The 16,605-nt window shown below is 47.4% G+C and carries 14 protein-coding genes and 1 tRNA gene; 8 read left to right on the plus strand and 7 right to left on the minus strand.

Annotated features, from left to right (window positions below; all coding sequences use genetic code 11):
- Window positions 1-194: 194 nt before the first annotated feature.
- Window positions 195-1,325 carry a DUF4421 family protein gene (locus C7Y71_RS05080; RefSeq protein WP_111897309.1) on the plus strand — a complete coding sequence of 377 codons (1,131 nt, stop codon included), beginning with the start codon at window positions 195-197 and terminating at the stop codon, window positions 1,323-1,325.
- Window positions 1,326-1,369: 44 nt separating this feature from the next.
- On the opposite strand, the gene C7Y71_RS05085 is transcribed toward C7Y71_RS05080, so the two are convergent.
- The 5 genes from C7Y71_RS05085 to C7Y71_RS05105 form a co-directional block, all read right to left on the minus strand.
- Window positions 1,370-2,356, minus strand: coding sequence for an alpha/beta hydrolase (locus C7Y71_RS05085; RefSeq protein ID WP_226943570.1), 987 nt, complete (start codon window positions 2,354-2,356; stop codon window positions 1,370-1,372).
- A 23-nt stretch (window positions 2,357-2,379) separates the two neighbouring features.
- Window positions 2,380-3,423, minus strand: coding sequence for a thiamine-phosphate kinase (thiL, locus tag C7Y71_RS05090; protein ID WP_111897310.1), 1,044 nt, complete (start codon window positions 3,421-3,423; stop codon window positions 2,380-2,382).
- A gap of 116 nt (window positions 3,424-3,539) precedes the next feature.
- The gene (locus C7Y71_RS05095; protein ID WP_146739309.1) at window positions 3,540-4,103 is read right to left on the minus strand and encodes an autotransporter outer membrane beta-barrel domain-containing protein; all 564 of its coding nucleotides are present in this window, start codon (window positions 4,101-4,103) and stop codon (window positions 3,540-3,542) included.
- A gap of 100 nt (window positions 4,104-4,203) precedes the next feature.
- Window positions 4,204-5,256, minus strand: a complete 1,053-nt coding sequence (locus C7Y71_RS05100; RefSeq protein ID WP_111897312.1) for an ATP-grasp domain-containing protein — start codon at window positions 5,254-5,256, stop codon at window positions 4,204-4,206.
- Complete coding sequence (locus C7Y71_RS05105; protein ID WP_111897313.1) at window positions 5,253-6,092, minus strand: patatin-like phospholipase family protein; 840 nt, start codon at window positions 6,090-6,092, stop codon at window positions 5,253-5,255. Before C7Y71_RS05105 ends, C7Y71_RS05100 begins: the two co-directional genes overlap by 4 nt.
- 139 nt (window positions 6,093-6,231) lie before the next feature.
- Between C7Y71_RS05105 and C7Y71_RS05110 the strand changes: the two genes are divergently transcribed.
- From C7Y71_RS05110 to mnmA, 5 genes are all read left to right on the plus strand, one after another.
- A complete protein-coding gene (locus C7Y71_RS05110) occupies window positions 6,232-7,626 on the plus strand; it encodes an aminopeptidase P family protein (RefSeq protein ID WP_111897314.1) in 1,395 nt (464 codons plus the stop codon).
- A 36-nt stretch (window positions 7,627-7,662) separates the two neighbouring features.
- Window positions 7,663-8,847: a C1 family peptidase gene (locus C7Y71_RS05115; protein ID WP_111897315.1), complete on the plus strand. Its 1,185-nt coding sequence runs from the start codon at window positions 7,663-7,665 to the stop codon at window positions 8,845-8,847.
- 81 nt (window positions 8,848-8,928) lie between these two features.
- On the plus strand, window positions 8,929-10,044 hold the full coding sequence (locus C7Y71_RS05120) for a D-alanyl-D-alanine carboxypeptidase family protein (RefSeq protein ID WP_111897316.1): 1,116 nt from the start codon (window positions 8,929-8,931) through the stop codon (window positions 10,042-10,044).
- A 12-nt stretch (window positions 10,045-10,056) separates the two neighbouring features.
- Window positions 10,057-11,313, plus strand: coding sequence for an anaerobic sulfatase-maturation protein (locus tag C7Y71_RS05125; protein ID WP_111897317.1), 1,257 nt, complete (start codon window positions 10,057-10,059; stop codon window positions 11,311-11,313).
- A gap of 11 nt (window positions 11,314-11,324) precedes the next feature.
- A complete protein-coding gene (gene mnmA / locus C7Y71_RS05130; RefSeq protein ID WP_111897318.1) occupies window positions 11,325-12,455 on the plus strand; it encodes a tRNA 2-thiouridine(34) synthase MnmA in 1,131 nt (376 codons plus the stop codon).
- 141 nt (window positions 12,456-12,596) lie between these two features.
- Here mnmA and C7Y71_RS05135 read toward each other — a convergent pair.
- Together C7Y71_RS05135 and C7Y71_RS05140 are read right to left on the minus strand one after the other, a co-directional pair.
- Window positions 12,597-12,669: transfer RNA gene (locus C7Y71_RS05135), tRNA-Pro, on the minus strand.
- 120 nt (window positions 12,670-12,789) lie between these two features.
- The gene (locus tag C7Y71_RS05140; protein WP_111897319.1) at window positions 12,790-13,905 is read right to left on the minus strand and encodes a DUF1573 domain-containing protein; all 1,116 of its coding nucleotides are present in this window, start codon (window positions 13,903-13,905) and stop codon (window positions 12,790-12,792) included.
- A 123-nt stretch (window positions 13,906-14,028) separates the two neighbouring features.
- Between C7Y71_RS05140 and C7Y71_RS05145 the strand changes: the two genes are divergently transcribed.
- Together C7Y71_RS05145 and sppA are read left to right on the plus strand one after the other, a co-directional pair.
- Window positions 14,029-14,781, plus strand: coding sequence for an exodeoxyribonuclease III (locus C7Y71_RS05145; protein WP_111897320.1), 753 nt, complete (start codon window positions 14,029-14,031; stop codon window positions 14,779-14,781).
- 57 nt (window positions 14,782-14,838) lie between these two features.
- A complete protein-coding gene (gene sppA, locus C7Y71_RS05150; RefSeq protein ID WP_111897321.1) occupies window positions 14,839-16,596 on the plus strand; it encodes a signal peptide peptidase SppA in 1,758 nt (585 codons plus the stop codon).
- Window positions 16,597-16,605 lie beyond the last annotated feature (9 nt).

Genomic DNA, 16,605 nt, shown 5'->3' on the forward strand with positions numbered 1-16,605 from the left:
TAGAACGGAGTGCTTTCCCACAGAAGCACTCCATTTTTTTCAGATTATTTTATAAAGGCAACACTGAAGAGATAAATAAGGATGCAAAAAGTCTCAGCAAAAGTCTCATACAAACGCTGAAAAACTTCATAGAATTTAATGAGAGAATAGCAGAAATGGATTACCTTTGTAGTATTTAACGGGCACTGATCTTTATGAAACGTATAATAACTTTAATTTTAGTGCTGACTGTTTTTTCACTGACAATATCAGCGCAAAAAAAGATACCATATCTGCTTAAGAAGATTGCTGCACACTACGATTCTGCCGCAGTTAAAAACATTGACCGCAACTACATCGAAGTCCCGAGTAAGCCTTGGCAGATTATGCTTAAAGGCAATGCGAATCAAAGTAGTCTAAAAATGAAAGCCCAAGGCGAGTTGCTCGGTATTCCTTTTAGTGCCAAACCACAACTCAAGACCGAACCCGCGCAATATGTTGGTGTCTGGGTAGGTTATCGTGGGCACGGCATGGGCTACACCGTTAATGTTGCAGGCGACAAAGGCAGTTATTTCACGCTCAATTCAAAAGGTAAATCCTATGGTCTCAATCTCCGCATACACTCCTTCACAAACGACCATCCACGCTTCGGAATCCAAAGTACTCTCATCCCCGAAGACAATTTAGACGAATGGGAAAATATACAACTTAAAGATCCCATCCGTGTGCACACCTTTATTGCCGATGGCTACTACCTCTTCAACAGCAGACGTTTCTCGTATGCATCAGCCTATAACTACTCCGTAGTTCAAAAGCGGTCTGCAGGTTCACTCATGATTGGCGCTATGGCATACTATGGCCATATCAACTATGCCACCCATTCCAATGCAGACCTTATTTACCTGATGAATGGACTTGGGCGCGTGAAACTCTACCAAGGCAGTCTTGGTGTGGGTTATGCCTACAACTGGGCACCAACTCAAAGGCTTCTTGTCAATGTTATGGTCATGCCTGCACTCACTTTAGTCAACAAAATGAAAGCCTACGGCTATGACACTAATATACTCGAACTTACTGATGACCCACGATTTATGGATGAAACAATCAGTAATGAAGAATGGGACGCATGGTGGGACAGTAGCAAGCGCATCGCTCCTATGATAAAGAAAAGTTTTAATAGTGGTCTTGCCTTCAATTTTAATTCGCGTCTCTCAATATCCTACAACCTCGGTCGTTATTTCATCGGCGCGTATGGTCAGTTCGATACCTTCCGCTACAAACACAAAGATAGCAAAGGACGCCTAAGAGATTGGTACCTCAATGCTGCATTCGGCATACGACTCTGACTTGGAATAGAAGGTTCTGCACATGCAGAGCCTCGCTTTTTATGCTATAGACAGGAGCCGATGTGTTCTTCTATAAATTTTCTTACGCGCTGTGCATACTCCTTCCGGTATTTCCAGAAAGTTTCTGCATGTGCAGCATTTGGTGCGTCCCAACGCCACTTGTTGTTGGGTTTGGCAGCATAGAGTTCATCAAGCATGGTATAGGGAACGAAAGTGTCGGCTGTGCCGTGAATGAACAGCATGGGTAGTGTGCTTTTCTTGAGTTGTTCTACGGCATTCGCTTTCTTGAACGACCATCCATAGCGCATGCGACAAACTGTGTTTGCAGTGTACATTAGCGGGAAAGGTGGCAGATGGAATTGTGTTTTAAGTTCTTTCTTGAATTCAGCCCACACAGAGGTGTAGCCACAGTCTTCAATGAGCGCTTTGACGTAGGAGGGGAGTTCGTCTCCTGACAGCATCATCACCGTGGCAGCACCCATCGATACACCATGAACTGCTACTTGGATACTATCACCAAAGATGGTGGGTAAGATGTCTATCCATTGCTCTACATCAAGACGATCCCTCCAACCCATCTGTATGTGATTGCCATCGCTCAGTCCTGCATAACGCAGGTCAGGCACAAGTACGTTGTAACCCATGTCGTGTGAGAACATTCGGGCATACGGCATCATCGTGATACCGCTGTTCGTGTAGCCATGCACGACTACGATGGTCGCGGCAGTGGGACGTGAAGCCTTGACATACCACGCATGCAGACGATACTTCGGTTTTTCTTTACAAGTGATAAAAGTGTCGCGGAGCGCACCAACACTATTCAGACTATCGAGCCAAGCGGCTGTGGTTTTATCCTGGCGCACGTTGCGCCATGAGAAAGCCGTGTCGCGCGCCGCCTTGTTGCCACCGGGCTTCAGAGAGTATCCCGTCATAAACCATCCTGCACCAAAACTGATGCAGGATGTGGTGCTACAAAGCAACATGACGACTGTCAGCGAGAGCAACAGATATCTATAACGTGTGGTTCTCAAAGCGGTAGGTGCCTATTTAAGGATTATTTCCCACTTTCAGCAGCGTCCCATCCTTGTGCGCGGAGGGGTATTTCTTCTGCATCGCCGCGACCTATGAGTGCTGTGCCGAGTTCGGCTTTTGTGATATAGCCTATTTCGCGGACATCATCTATTTGTGCTATCTTGTCATGGTCGGTGAGTGGTACGGTGAAAAGAAGTTCGTAGTCCTCGCCGCCGTTGAGGGCACAGGTCGATACGTTCATATTGAATTCTTCTGCACAGAGTGCCGTCTGATAATCGAGCGGGAGGCGTTCTTCGTAGATGCGACAACCCGTCTGGCTCGCCTTGCAGATGTGCAGCAATTCGCTCGACAGCCCGTCGCTGATGTCTATCATCGATGTGGGGCGGATACCTGCATCACGAAGTCTTTCCACGATGTCCTTCCGTGCTTCAGGCTTGAGAAAACGCTCGAGCAGGTATTCGTGTCCACTGAAGTCGGGCTGAGCAGAGGTTTCGTCGATGTTCTTACCTTCAAAGACTTTCTTCTCGCGTTCCAGAAGTTGCAGTCCAAGGTAAGCCGCTCCCAGATTTCCGCTCACACATATCAGGTCTGTCTCTTTAGCGCCATGTCGATATACTACGTCTTCCGCCTTTGCATCGCCTATGCACGTGAGCGACAATGCCAAACCCGTAACCGAAGCGCTCGTGTCGCCACCAACGAGATCCACACCATAGCGTTCGCAAGCCAACAGCAGTCCGGAGTAGATGTCATCAAGGTTCTCCACACTGAACCGCCGGCTCACGGCAATGTTCACGATGAGTTGCCGCGGTGTGCCGTTCATCGCATAGATATCGCTGAAGTTGACTACGGCCGCCTTATAACCAAGATGCTTTAAAGGGGTATAAACCAAATCGAAATGAATGCCTTCCATGAGCATATCGCTCGTTACGAGGGTGCGGCGGTCGCAATAATCCAACACAGCGCAGTCGTCGCCTATGCCGAAGGTAGTGGAGTCGTTCTTGGACTTTATGTTCTCTGTAAGATGCCTGATGAGGCCGAATTCGCCTAATTCTGAAATGGCTGTCATGGTTTGAACGTCTTGAATAATAATAACAAAGTTGAAAATCCGGAGCATACGCCCTCTTGATTTTCAACTTTTTATATCTTAGACGGGCGTATGCCGTCCTTTCTAAAAATTGGGGCTTAGAAGTAGAAACCTACACCAACTTTCACGCCTACTTCGCTGCCGTCGCTGAAGTGGTTGAGGCTCATGCGGTAGTAAACGGCGGGCTCAATGGAGATGTAGTCGTTGAAGTAGAAGGAATAGCCTGCTTCAACAGGAATCATCAGGTTGTCGTACTTTTTGCGTTCGGGCACCTTCACGATTTGTGCCGTGTATTCGCCTGTTGTTGGGTTCTGTACCATAGCAGCCATGTTTCTGTTCTTGAAGTTCTCATTGTGCTGGTAACGCACGCCTGCACCGAGATAGAAACCATGGTGAGATACGTAGTAGCGACCGCCGGCGCCAATGCCGAACTCATCGCTCTTGTGTTTGTGTTGCCAAGATGCGTCAGCGCGCGCCATGATGTGGTCTGCAACCATGTAACCTACTTCGGCACCGATACCGAGGCGGAACTTGTTTTGAGAACTATACGACAGGTCGAGACCGCTGAGGTATGCGCCTACGTACTTTGTGCCCTGTTCAAACTGTGCACTTGCGCTGATGGCTGCCACAAAGAGCAGCATTGCTGCAAAAATCTTTTTCATAATCTGTATGTTTTTTTATTGTTTTGTTTCTTTGGTGCAAACTTACAAAAAAAATGGGAAACGCGAGTTTTATCTAATAAAAATTGTTTTGAACTATTTTTTACTTCCTTCCTGCAAATTTAGTGATTGGTTCAATACTCAATACCGCCTGCACGGCCTGTCCTGCAGGTGTAAGGATTATCTCTCCTTGCGAAAGTGGTTGACAGGGACGAATGGCGAAATGCCCTGTTTGTCCTTCTTTCATGCGCTTGCTCAACTGCAATGCCACCCACCCCATGGTGTGTCGTAAATTTACTTCTACGCATGGGTTGATAATGATCTTTTCGAGTGCTATTTCTTCGTTCGTGCCTATAAGCATGGCATCGACACCGAGCACACCGCAATAGTCCTTACCTAAAAACTGCCCTAAATGCTTTGTTAGACTCGAAATGGTGTCTGATAGCGACACGCCGCAGAATGTTTGTGCACCCAGTAACGCAGGCGATACAATGTTTCCAACATATCCGCCTGAAGGGGTCGTGCTAAAAACGGATAGTCCTTCGTAATCTATATTGCCTTGCCCGTCAGCGCGGAATTCAAGGGCAAAATCGGTGAAGTCGCTATATCTCGGTTCCACTTCCATTGCGCCTTGCCGTTCAATTATTCGCTCTATCCTTTGTTGCTGAGTGTCTGTCGGTTTACCGGATATGTGAATAATGCCGCGCCCGCTTGACGACCATGGTGCTTTCACCACGACATCGCCCCATTGCTCAATGGCGTTGTCCACGTCGGCTTGCGTGGTGCACCACCGGCTTTTACAGGGGGTGTCGAGAAGCGAGAGCAGGCGCACAGTTGTCTTTCGGTTACTGAGCAGGCGAATCTTCAAGAGGGCATCGTCCGAAGGTAACAGGCAGTCGGGTGCACCTGCTTGCCTTAACTTGTGCACCAATGCCGCATCCCATCCCCAAGGCTGTATGTCTTCAATGTCGCTCCATGGGATTTTTGCGGTCTTGATACTACTTTCTGCCACAACCAAATCATCTGCTTTTGCCCAAATTTCAGGCAGTTCCCAAAGGTTGTCTGCCAAAAGGCGAGCCGCGCGTGTATGCGTGTAATAAGGTGTGCCTGCAGCAAGTGCCTCGTCATGACCGGGATTGAAAATATGAAGAATCATAGTCTTAAAACCCGTTTTGCGCATTCATAGCCCTCTTCGTAGAGTGCCGTTAACTTCGATGTGTCTTTCTCCAAGCGGTTCACCTCAATAGGCTTGACAGGGCGAATAACGACGACTTTTTCCTCCGCTTCAAGCCGTTCTATGAGTTCAAGTTGCTGGTTGTAGATGATAAATCGTTTTTTTAGTGTAGCCTGTAAGCGTGGATATTTGTGATAGATGAATTTAGAAAGGAACAAGTTCTTGTTTTTCTTACGATAGCCTCTGTTGCGCGTGAGCACCACCACGTTTCTTTCAAAACCTTGACTTATGGCGCGCTCTATAGGTATAGAATCGGCTATACCACCATCGAGCATCGGCACGTTGTCGACATTAACGATGGGGCATACGTATGGCAGGCTGCTTGAAGCGCGGCAGATGTCAAGCAGGCGCTTCCTGTCGGCATTTTCCGAAAGATAGCACGCTTCACCTGTCTGGCAGTTAGTCGTTACCATCTCATAGTGCATAGGGTCGCTGAAACAGGCATCGTAGTCGAAAGGTAAAATTTTATTGGGCAGGTCGTCAAACATCATTTTCAGGTCGAAAATGCTATGCTGCTTCAGGAAGTGGCGCATACCGATGTACCGATACTGTTCGAGCAGGTCGATGTTCGAGCGCCTGGCGCGTCCGCGCTGACGGCTCTTGTACGATAGTCCGTTGCATGCGCCGGCACTGACTGCCACACAATATGGGAACCGCATGCCGCAGTCCATCATGTAGTCAAGAACGCCCGATGTGAACACACCACGCATACCTCCGCCTTCCAGCACAAGACCCATGTTGTCGGAAAAAGATACCATCCGTTGAAAAATAGTTGCACAAAGGTACACTTAATGCAGAAAATAATTGTAATTTTGCGACTAAATTAAATCATCCTTTTTGTAGGACATCAACGCTTGTTCAGGGTGTCCTGTACATTAGGCAAAAAAAACAATAATCATGCTTTTCTCAAGACACACATACGTGGAGCGCAGAAAGCAACTCCGCGAACTCGTGGGCAACGGACTCATTTTGCTCTTCGGCAACAATGACTCTCCGATGAATTATCCTGCAAACGCATACAAGTTCCGTCAGGACAGTTCATTCCTCTATTTCTTTGCACAGCACAGAGAGGGTCTCGTTGGTGTGATTGATGCTGATAGTGGTAAGGAAACCCTCGTAGGCAACGAAATAGACATTGACGACATCATCTGGTACGGTTCTGTGGAAAGTGTGGGCGATTTGGCAGCACAAGCAGGCGTAGAAAACCATGCACCGATGGCAAAGTTGCAGGACATGGTAAGCGAAGCCATCAAGGCAGGTCGCCGTGTGCACTACCTGCCACAATATCGCCACGACATCAAAATTCAGTTGGCAGATATCCTCGGCACACATCCCAATAGCCTTGAGCCATCTCTTGACCTGATAAATGCAGTGGTAAAACTCCGCAGTGTTAAGTCTGCAGAAGAAATAGAAGAGATAGAGCGTGCCTGTGAGATTGGCTACCAAATGCACACCACGGCGATGCGTCTTTGCCGCCCGGGTGTGACTGAACAGTACATCAGCGGTGTTATCAGCGGCATAGCAGCATCATACGGTTGCATCACATCTTTCCAGAGCATTGTGTCGATGCATGGCGAGGTGATGCACGGCTATCCTTCGCCACGTCCTCTTGAAGCGGGTCGTTTGTTGCTTTGCGATGCCGGTGCTGAGACGAACGAGAACTATTGCTCCGACCATACGCGCACCACACCTATCAGTGGAAAATTCACGCAAAAGCAGAAGGAAATATACAGCATCGTGAGCGACTGCCACGACTTGGCACTCGATGTGGCAAAGCCCGGCGTGCGCTATTACGATGTGCACATGGACGTTTGTCGTCTTATGACAGACCGCCTCAAGGAACTCGGACTGATGAGAGGCGATACGGAAGCCGCAGTGGCAGCAGGCGCACATGCTTTATTCCTGCCGCACGGACTGGGACACATGATGGGCATGGACGTGCACGACATGGAAGGGCTCGGACAAATCCACGTGGGTTATGATGAAGAAACGCGCCCAAGCACACAGTTCGGAACCAACGCATTGCGTATGGGACGCCGTTTGCAGGAAGGTTTTGTCGTAACAGATGAACCAGGAATCTATTTCATTCCGGCACTTATCGACCTATGGCGTACCAATGGCACGAACGCAGAATTCCTCAACTTCGACAAAATCGAAGAATATAAGGACTTCGGCGGCATACGCATCGAGGACGATGTACTCATCACGAAAGATGGTTGCCGCTTCCTCGGCGAAAATCGTGTGCCATACCATATCGACGATGTGGAACAATTTCTTGCTGACAGAGACTGACGATAGATAATTCACAATAATAAAGATAAAAAAACAATGAAGAAATTTCTTTTGGCGGTTTTCGCCATAGTAGCACTTGCTGGCAATATGCCCGCTTCTGCACAGAATGAAAAAACGGAAACAACGTTTACCGTAGTAAAAGAAAATCCTATTACAAGCATCAAGAACCAGAATCGTTCTGGTACGTGTTGGGACTACAGTTCATTAAGTTACTTTGAAGCAGAACTTCTGCGTCTTGGCAAGGGTGAATATGACCTTTGCGAAAGTTTCGTGGCTTACAAGACTTACATGGACCGTGCAAAGAAGGCTGTACGCACACATGGTGACGTAAGTTTCGCTGAAGGCGGAAGTTTCTACGACGTGCTTTATTGCCTTAAGAACTACGGTATTTGCCCACAGGATGCTATGCCTTTCCCCGGTTCGCTCTATGGCGACAGCCTCTTCAACTCCACACAGATGTGGCCCATGGCTAACGGTATAGTGGAAGCCATAGCCAAGACGAAACAGAAGAGCATTCCTCTTGCGTGGACAAAGACTCTGGAATCCGTTTACGACAACTATTTCGGAAAGTTGCCTGAAGTGTTCGACTATAAGGGTAAAACCTATACACCGATGACTTTCTCCGAGAGCCTCGGACTAAACTATGACGACTACGTATCTATCACAAGTTACACCCACGAACCCTTCTACAGCCAATTCGCCCTTGAAATACAAGACAACTGGCGTTGGGGTTTGAGTTATAACCTGCCGCTTGACGAAATGATGGAAATCATGGACTACGCAGTTCGCAATGGCCATACCTTTGCATGGGGTGCTGACGTAAGCGAAAGTTACTTCTCACGCAGCGATGGAGTTGTAAAGGTACCTGCCGACATCAGAGATAAATCCACAACCGGAAGCGATGCAGAACGATGGACAGGAAAGGCAACAACGATAATCAAACCCACATCTGCCGAAGGCGAAAAGACTATCACACAGGAACTCCGTCAACGCGCATACGACAACTGGGAAACCACTGACGACCACGGCATGCTTATCTATGGTATTGCTAAAGATCAGAATGGACAAGAATACTTCATGGTTAAAAACTCATGGGGCGAATATGGCAAATACAAAGGTATGTTCTATGTGTCAAAACCCTATGTGGCTTACAAGACCATGAACATTCTTATTAACAAGAACGCAATCCCCAAAGACATTCGCAAGAAGATGGGTATCTGATACCATCACTATAAACCACTCATAAAATATAATAGCGCCCGGTCCAGAGGAAACATAACTCGGGACGGGGCGCATTTTCCAATGAAAAGGGCATCACATTTATTATTAGCATCAATCCTCGTTTTTCTCACTGTAGCAGGGTGTAAGCCGGATGGGGGAAATTCACAGGACACCGAAAAAAGAGAACAGACGGACTCTCTTGCCGCAGAAGTGCATCTCCAGCATGTGCCTGATACCATTACGCTCTCAGCTGATTATGCCATACTCATGGACATGAATACTGGCGACATACTTTATGGTAAAAATATGGATGCCAGAACGTCGCCAGCCAGTCTGACGAAGATGATGACCTGCATCTTGGCAGTGGAGCATGGCGACATGACGGAACAAATGACATTGGGCGACACTTGTCTCAAGAACTCCTACTATTTCGAGAACGAACAGACGTGGACACTACGGCGCGCCCTGCAGGAGATGATGATGCTCTCCGACAATGGTACGGCATATATGATAGCCAACCACTTCTCTTCACCCGACACATCGTTCATCGATATGATGAACATCAAAGCGAAACAAATTGGACTGAAGAACACTCACTTCATGAACCCCGTAGGCTTCTATGATCCGGAACACTATACTTCAGCACGCGATATGGCTAACCTCGCCCGTTATTGCATGAAAGACAATTGGTTTCGAATCATTGTTGCCACAAAGTATGACAATATCAGGATAGAAAAGAAAAATTCCTTCATAGACACTTGCAAGAACACTAACGATTTGCTCCATGACTACGAAGGCTGCATAGGTATCAAGACGGGATATATCCAAAAGGCAGGATATTGCATTGTCGTAGCGGCAAGTAGAGGAGACAGGACACTAATCGCAGTGGTCATGCAAACACCCGACAGGGAAACTCGAAATGCCGATGCCCGACGTCTGCTCGATGAAGGATTCAAACTCCAAGAACTCAAACCAGGAGAGAAACTGCCCGATGCGAAAAATGTGGTTACTCCCATAGATACGACCGATTCTACCAAAAGCCCCGAACCTCCCCAAGAGAAACCTGAAGTTGTGGCACCTGTCGCGAAATCCGAAAAGGAAGATTCGATAGATTTGGGAAAGACACTTGTCAAGTCGAAAGTTCCAAGAAAAAACCGTTATCACAGACATCGTTATCACCGTCGTCATCGACGATAAACAAGAAAAAGAATGGACTATTCCCCCTTTGCCCGACCGCTATATGTGATGCTAAAACCAATCGGCGCGCATTGCAACCTTGCCTGTGAGTACTGCTACTATCTGGAGAAAGCCAATCTCTACGACGGTGTGCCGCGCCACATCATCAGCGACGAACTCCTCGAAAAGTTCATACGCGAATACATAGGTGCGCAGACGATGCAGAGCGTGCTCTTTACATGGCATGGCGGAGAAACGCTTATGCGACCCATCGCGTTCTACGAGAAAGCCATGCGCCTGCAACAAAAATATGCCGAAGGAAGGCAAATAGATAATTGCATACAGACCAATGGCACGCTTCTCACAGACGAATGGTGTGAGTTCTTCGCCAAGAATAATTGGTTGGTTGGCGTGAGCATCGATGGCCCGCAGGAGTTTCATGATGAATACAGGCGTACACGGCAAGGATTACCATCGTGGCACAAAGTGATGAAGGGTATCGAACTGCTCAATAAGCACGAGGTGGAATGGAACGCACTTGCTGTAGTCAATGACTTCAATGCCGACTATCCGCTTGATGTTTATCACTTTTTCAAAGAGATAAATTGTCGTTACATACAATTTACACCCATAGTGGAACGCATAGTGGAGGGTGATGCTGAAGCGATAAAAACGAAAAAACGCTCAGCCAAATACAAGAGTTTGCCTCATCTCGCCAATCTTACAGATGATGGTGCCCCTCTGGCAGAATTCAGCGTTACGCCGGAGCAGTGGGGAAATTTCCTCTGCACCATATTCGACGAATGGGTGCGCAACGATGTGGCGGAATACTATGTGCTGACGTTCGACTGTACACTCGCCAACTGGATGGGCAAGCAACCAAGTATTTGTACCTTTGGCGCTTCATGCGGACATGCAGCAGTAATGGAATTTAATGGCGATGTGTATGCCTGCGACCACTTTGTGTTTCCGGAATTTAAACTCGGCAATATACGCGAGCAGTCGCTTGTAAGCATGATGTATGGCGAACAGCAAACAGAGTTCGGTAAACTCAAGACACAACTGCCCAAGCAATGTCTGGCATGCAAATGGAAATTCGCCTGCAACGGGGAATGCCCCAAAAACCGATTCGTGAAAACAGAAGGAGAGTACAATCTCAACTACCTCTGTGCAGGCTATAAGAAATACTTCGCCCATGTGGCACCCTACATGGAATATATGGCTGAGCAGTTACGCCAGGAATTGCCTCCGGCCAATATCATGGAATATCTCAAAACTCACAAACTCTGACTCAAGCCAAAATGGAAAACAAAAGGATATGCGTTTTGCTCTCGGGCGGTGTGGACAGCGCTGTAGTAACACATCTGCTCTGCGAACAGGGGCTCAAGCCCGACCTCTTCTACATCCGCATAGGCATGGACGGTGAAGTTCTCTCATGCACAGCGGAAGAAGACATAGAACTCTCGCAAGCCACGGCTGCCCGCTACGGACTGCCGCTCGAAGTAATCGACTTGCAGAAAGAGTATTGGGATAACGTCGTAGCATACACTATGGACCGCGTAAAACGCGGACTGACACCCAACCCCGACGTGATGTGCAACAAACTCATCAAGTTTGGCGCTTTTGAAGAAAAGGCAGGACGCGACTACGACGTTATCGCCACGGGGCACTACGGCACAATCATCGAAAACGGCATCGGTGCGCCAAGCCCCGAATTCAGTAAGGGACGATGGCTCGGTACAGCAGTAGATTCAGTAAAGGACCAAACGGACTTCCTTGCACAAATCGACAACTTGCAACTTTCCAAACTCATGCTTCCACTTGGACCATTACCCAAGGAAGAAGTGCGACGGATAGCCGAAGAAGCCAAACTTCCCAGTGCGCATCGTAAGGACAGCCAAGGTATCTGCTTCCTCGGAAAAATCAATTACAACGAGTTCGTACGCCGCTTCCTCGGCGAAAAGAAAGGTGCCATCATCGACATAGCATCAGGACGCAAAATAGGGGAACACAGAGGCTTTTGGTTCCATACCATCGGACAGCGCAAAGGGCTCGGACTGAGCGGTGGACCATGGTTCGTCGTACGCAAGGACGTGGAGCACAATGTCATCTATGTATCACAAGGCTATGACACCCTCCTGCAATATGGTAGAGAATTCAACCTCGCCGACTTGCACTTCATCGCGCGCAACCCATGGGAAAACAGTGAAATGCCGGAAAACGCTACAAAACTATCCACAGAAGGCATAGACATAGCCTTCAAAATCCGCCATACCGACACCTTCGCCGACGGAAAAATCACCCGACAGTCCGACGGTACCTACCACATCACCAGCCAACGCGACATACAAGGCATAGCCCCCGGACAATTCGGCGTCATCTACGACAAAACCAGAACCATCTGCATCGGCAGCGGCGAAATATCCATCTGATGCAAATGACGGATTTGAAATTGTCATAATAAGGCAAAATCATTTTGTCAATAATCGGAGACAAATCCAAGACTATCACCTAAACAAGTAACGAAAATAACAAAGATGCAGGGCATTGTGTCCTGCATCTTTATTATGATGTCGGAGAGAGGCGACTCGAACGCCCGACCCCTACGTCCCGAACGTAGTGCGCTACCAACTGCGCTACTCTCCGATTTTTGCGGTGCAAAAGTAATGAATTAAGCGGAATATGTGAAATGAATTTGAAAAAAATTGCTTTTGTTGCTTATTTTCCGCCTTTCGTTGTCATAACTTTCTGTTTTCTTCGTGCCATTTACGGCTTCACATTGATGTGGACAATGATTTTCTGCCTGCTTGGGTCGTTTGATAGGAGCAGAATGTCGCGTTTGCCTTTATCGGTAAAGATGTCGGGAGTGATGGTAATTCTCATCTTTGTCTTTTGATTAGGCTTTAACGTGGCATCCTTCACTTCCACGGCTGCTATTCCGCTATTGTATGGCTCGACGTGACTAAGTACGAGATCATCATGTCCTATATTTTTGATTTCTATAGTCTTGAACATCTTTTTCTTGCTCTTAAACTGCCCGAAGTCCACTATAGTATCTATTTTGGCTATAGGCATACTGCTCAAGTCGTTACCTACGGAGTTGATGAGTGGGAGGATAGTGGCAGTGAATTCCACTTCGTTGTCCTTTTCCATCAGGTCGCCATCGTATAGGCTTAAGAACACTTTATCGCGCTTGATGCCATAGTCAATGAATTCGTTTGTATTGAAAGCGAAGGTCAGCGTACCGGTCTCGCCGCGTCTGATGACTTCAGGCTCGCAACTCACCGACAGATAGGACGGCATACGCATCACGACAGGCTTGTATGGTTCATCGCCGCCATTATAGATGTTCAGCAGTGCCTTTGCCGTTTCGCCTTGATAAACATTTCCGAAATCGACATTGTCGGTACTCAGTTGCAATTTGCCTATCTTATATGCATACACTTCACGCTTACCATAATCCTCACCTTCATTGCCCTTCTTATTTATTGTTTCCGTTTCATTAACGTCTGCCACCACTCTTCCCGAGATTCTCAGATAGTAAGTCTTGTCGTTGAGGTCGGTCTTCATCCTGATGTTTTTGATGAAAGTACCGAGCATTTTTGCATCGTAGGTTACTTTGATTTTAGTATTTCCACCGACCGGGACCTCACTGCTGCTGACAGTTACTGCCGTACAGTTGCAATCTGCCTCAAGATTGGTTATCCTGAAGGGAGATGTTGACCTGTTTGAAACGACGAATGTGGCTGTTACCGGATTCTTCCAGAGCACATTACCAAACTTGTGATTCTTCTCATTAACAGAGAACACGAAGTTTTGTCCCTGAGCCAAAGATGAAGAGATGATAAACGACGACAATATGAATGTGAGTATTCTTTTCATTGCATTGTTTCCTGTGTATGAAAACCAAGTAGCATTGCTTGGGTCGGCAAAATTACGAAAAAATGTTGGATTACTTTGTTCAAATGACAGAAGTTAACTAAATTTGCTCAAAATAAGAAAACAATGCGATTTATTTCATGGAATGTTAACGGGCTTAGGGCTTGCTACGGCAAGGGGTTTTCTGATGCTTTCACTTCGCTCGATGCCGACATCTTTTGCCTTCAGGAAACGAAGATGCAGGCAGGTCAGTTGAATCTGGAGTTCGAGGGCTACGAATCATACTGGAACTATGCCGAAAAGAAAGGCTATTCCGGCACAGCCATCTACACACGTCTCAAACCTATCAACGTGAACTACGGCATGGGCATTGATGAGCACGACCACGAGGGCCGGCTCATTACTTTGGAGTTTGAAGATTTCTTCTTCATTACAGCATACGTACCCAATTCTCAGGATGGCTTGCGGCGCTTGGACTATCGCATGCGTTGGGAAGACGATTTTCTGGCATACTTGAAGGTGCTCGATGCAAAGAAGCCTGTCATAGTATGCGGCGACCTGAACGTGGCTCACGAAGAGATAGATCTGAAAAATCCCAAGACTAATCGAAAAAATGCCGGCTTCACCGATGAAGAACGCGCCAAGTTCTCCACATGGCTCAACGCGGGGTTTGTAGATACTTTCCGCCACTTTTATCCTGACACCGAAGGTGCCTACTCGTGGTGGTCGTATCGTTTTCGCGCCCGCGAAAAGAATGCCGGGTGGCGCATCGACTATTTCGTGGTGAGCAGCCGACTGACAGACCGCCTCGAAAGTGCTGGCATACACTCTGACATTTTCGGCTCCGATCACTGCCCTGTGGAGTTAGTCATAAAATAATTATCAAGACGCGAATAACCAAGACATCAATTCTTTTTCAATAGAATAAATAAAAATATGAAAGATTTTTTCAAATACGTACTTGCCACGATAGTGGGTATGCTGATTATGGGTCTTTTCACATTCCTCATGTTCTTCATCATGCTGATAGCCCTCTCTGCTTCAAGTGGAACAGGTAAGGTGACTGATGGTTCTGTGCTGAGAATAGAACTCAAAGGCACGCTTTCGGACCAGACGGTAGATAATCCCTTGGCACAACTTCTTGGCAATAAGAATCTCATGCAGCAGGGTCTCGACAATATTCTGGAAGCCATCAAGGAAGCCAAAACGAATGATGCCGTAAAAGGCATTTATATCGATGCAGGTGCCATGATGTCCGACTATGCAAGTGCAGAAGAACTCCGCAAAGCACTACTCGACTTCAAAACGAGCAAGAAATTCATTGTGGCATACGGCGACAACTACAGCCAGGGCGCATACTATGTCTGTTCGGTTGCAGACAAAGTACTCATCAACCCTGAGGGTATGCTCGACATTCATGGTGTGGCTTCTACCCCTATTTTCTACAAGGAATTGCTCGACAAAGTGGGTGTAAAAATGCAGGTATTCCGTGTGGGTACTTACAAAAGCGCTGTTGAACCTTTCATTGCTACAGAAATGAGTCCAGCCAATAGAGAGCAAGTTACATCTTACATCAACGATATTTGGAAAGTCATCTCAACAGACATTAGCAAGTCTCGCTCGATAAATGTAGATTCTCTTAACGCCATTGTTGACCGGTACGTCATGTTCCAAGACAGCAAGGAATACAAAGCATTGAAGTTGGTTGACCAACTGACCTACATTGACGAAGTACGCGACATGCTGCGTAAGATGAGCGGCGAGGAAAGGGTAACGTTTGTAAGTCCAGCCCAACTTGCAGAACTGCACAAAGGTGCGGCTGACGGCGAGACTATTGCAGTATATTATGCCAGTGGCAACATCGTTGATGAAGCCACATCGACTGCATTTGGCAGCGAAAGCGAGATTGTGGGACAGAAAGTTATCAAGGACCTCGACGAATTGGCTGAAAACGAGTACATCAAGGCGGTTGTCATCCGCATCAACTCAGGCGGCGGCAGTGCCTACGCTTCCGAACAGATGCACCGCGCCATCAGCCAGTTGAAGAAGAAAAAACCTGTTGTCGTATCAATGGGTGGTCTGGCTGCAAGCGGTGGCTACTACATGTCGTGTGCAGCGGACTACATTGTGGCAGAACCCACCACCATCACAGGCAGCATTGGCATATTCGGCCTGATACCTGATGTCAGCGGTCTGATGACAAACAAACTGGGACTGCATTTCGATGTGGTAAAGACTAATGAAGCATCCGACTTTGGCAACATGGGTCGTAGTTTCAACGAAAAAGAAAGTGCCGCACTGCAAGCCTATGTGGAGCGTGGATACGGACTATTCTTAAAGCGAGTGGCAGAAGGCAGGAAGATGCAGACAGCCAATGTCGACAGCATAGCACAAGGTCGCGTATGGACAGGATCACAAGCGCTCGGACTGCATCTTGTGGACAAACTCGGCACATTAGATGACGCCATTGCTGAAGCAGCAAAGCGTGCGAAAGTGGACAAATACCAAGCCGTATCGTTCCCTATACCACTACCATGGTATATGCAACTCAACGACGCTCTTAGCAGAGACTATCTTGAGAATCACATGCAAATGGCACTGGGCGAATACTATGAGCCGTTAAGATATGTTTATTCCATCAAGGGCAAAGACTGCCTGCAAGCCAAAATACCATTCGAGCCCAATCTGAAGTAAAAGATAATC

Source organism: Pseudoprevotella muciniphila (assembly GCF_003265305.2).
GTDB lineage: Bacteria > Bacteroidota > Bacteroidia > Bacteroidales > Bacteroidaceae > Alloprevotella > Alloprevotella muciniphila.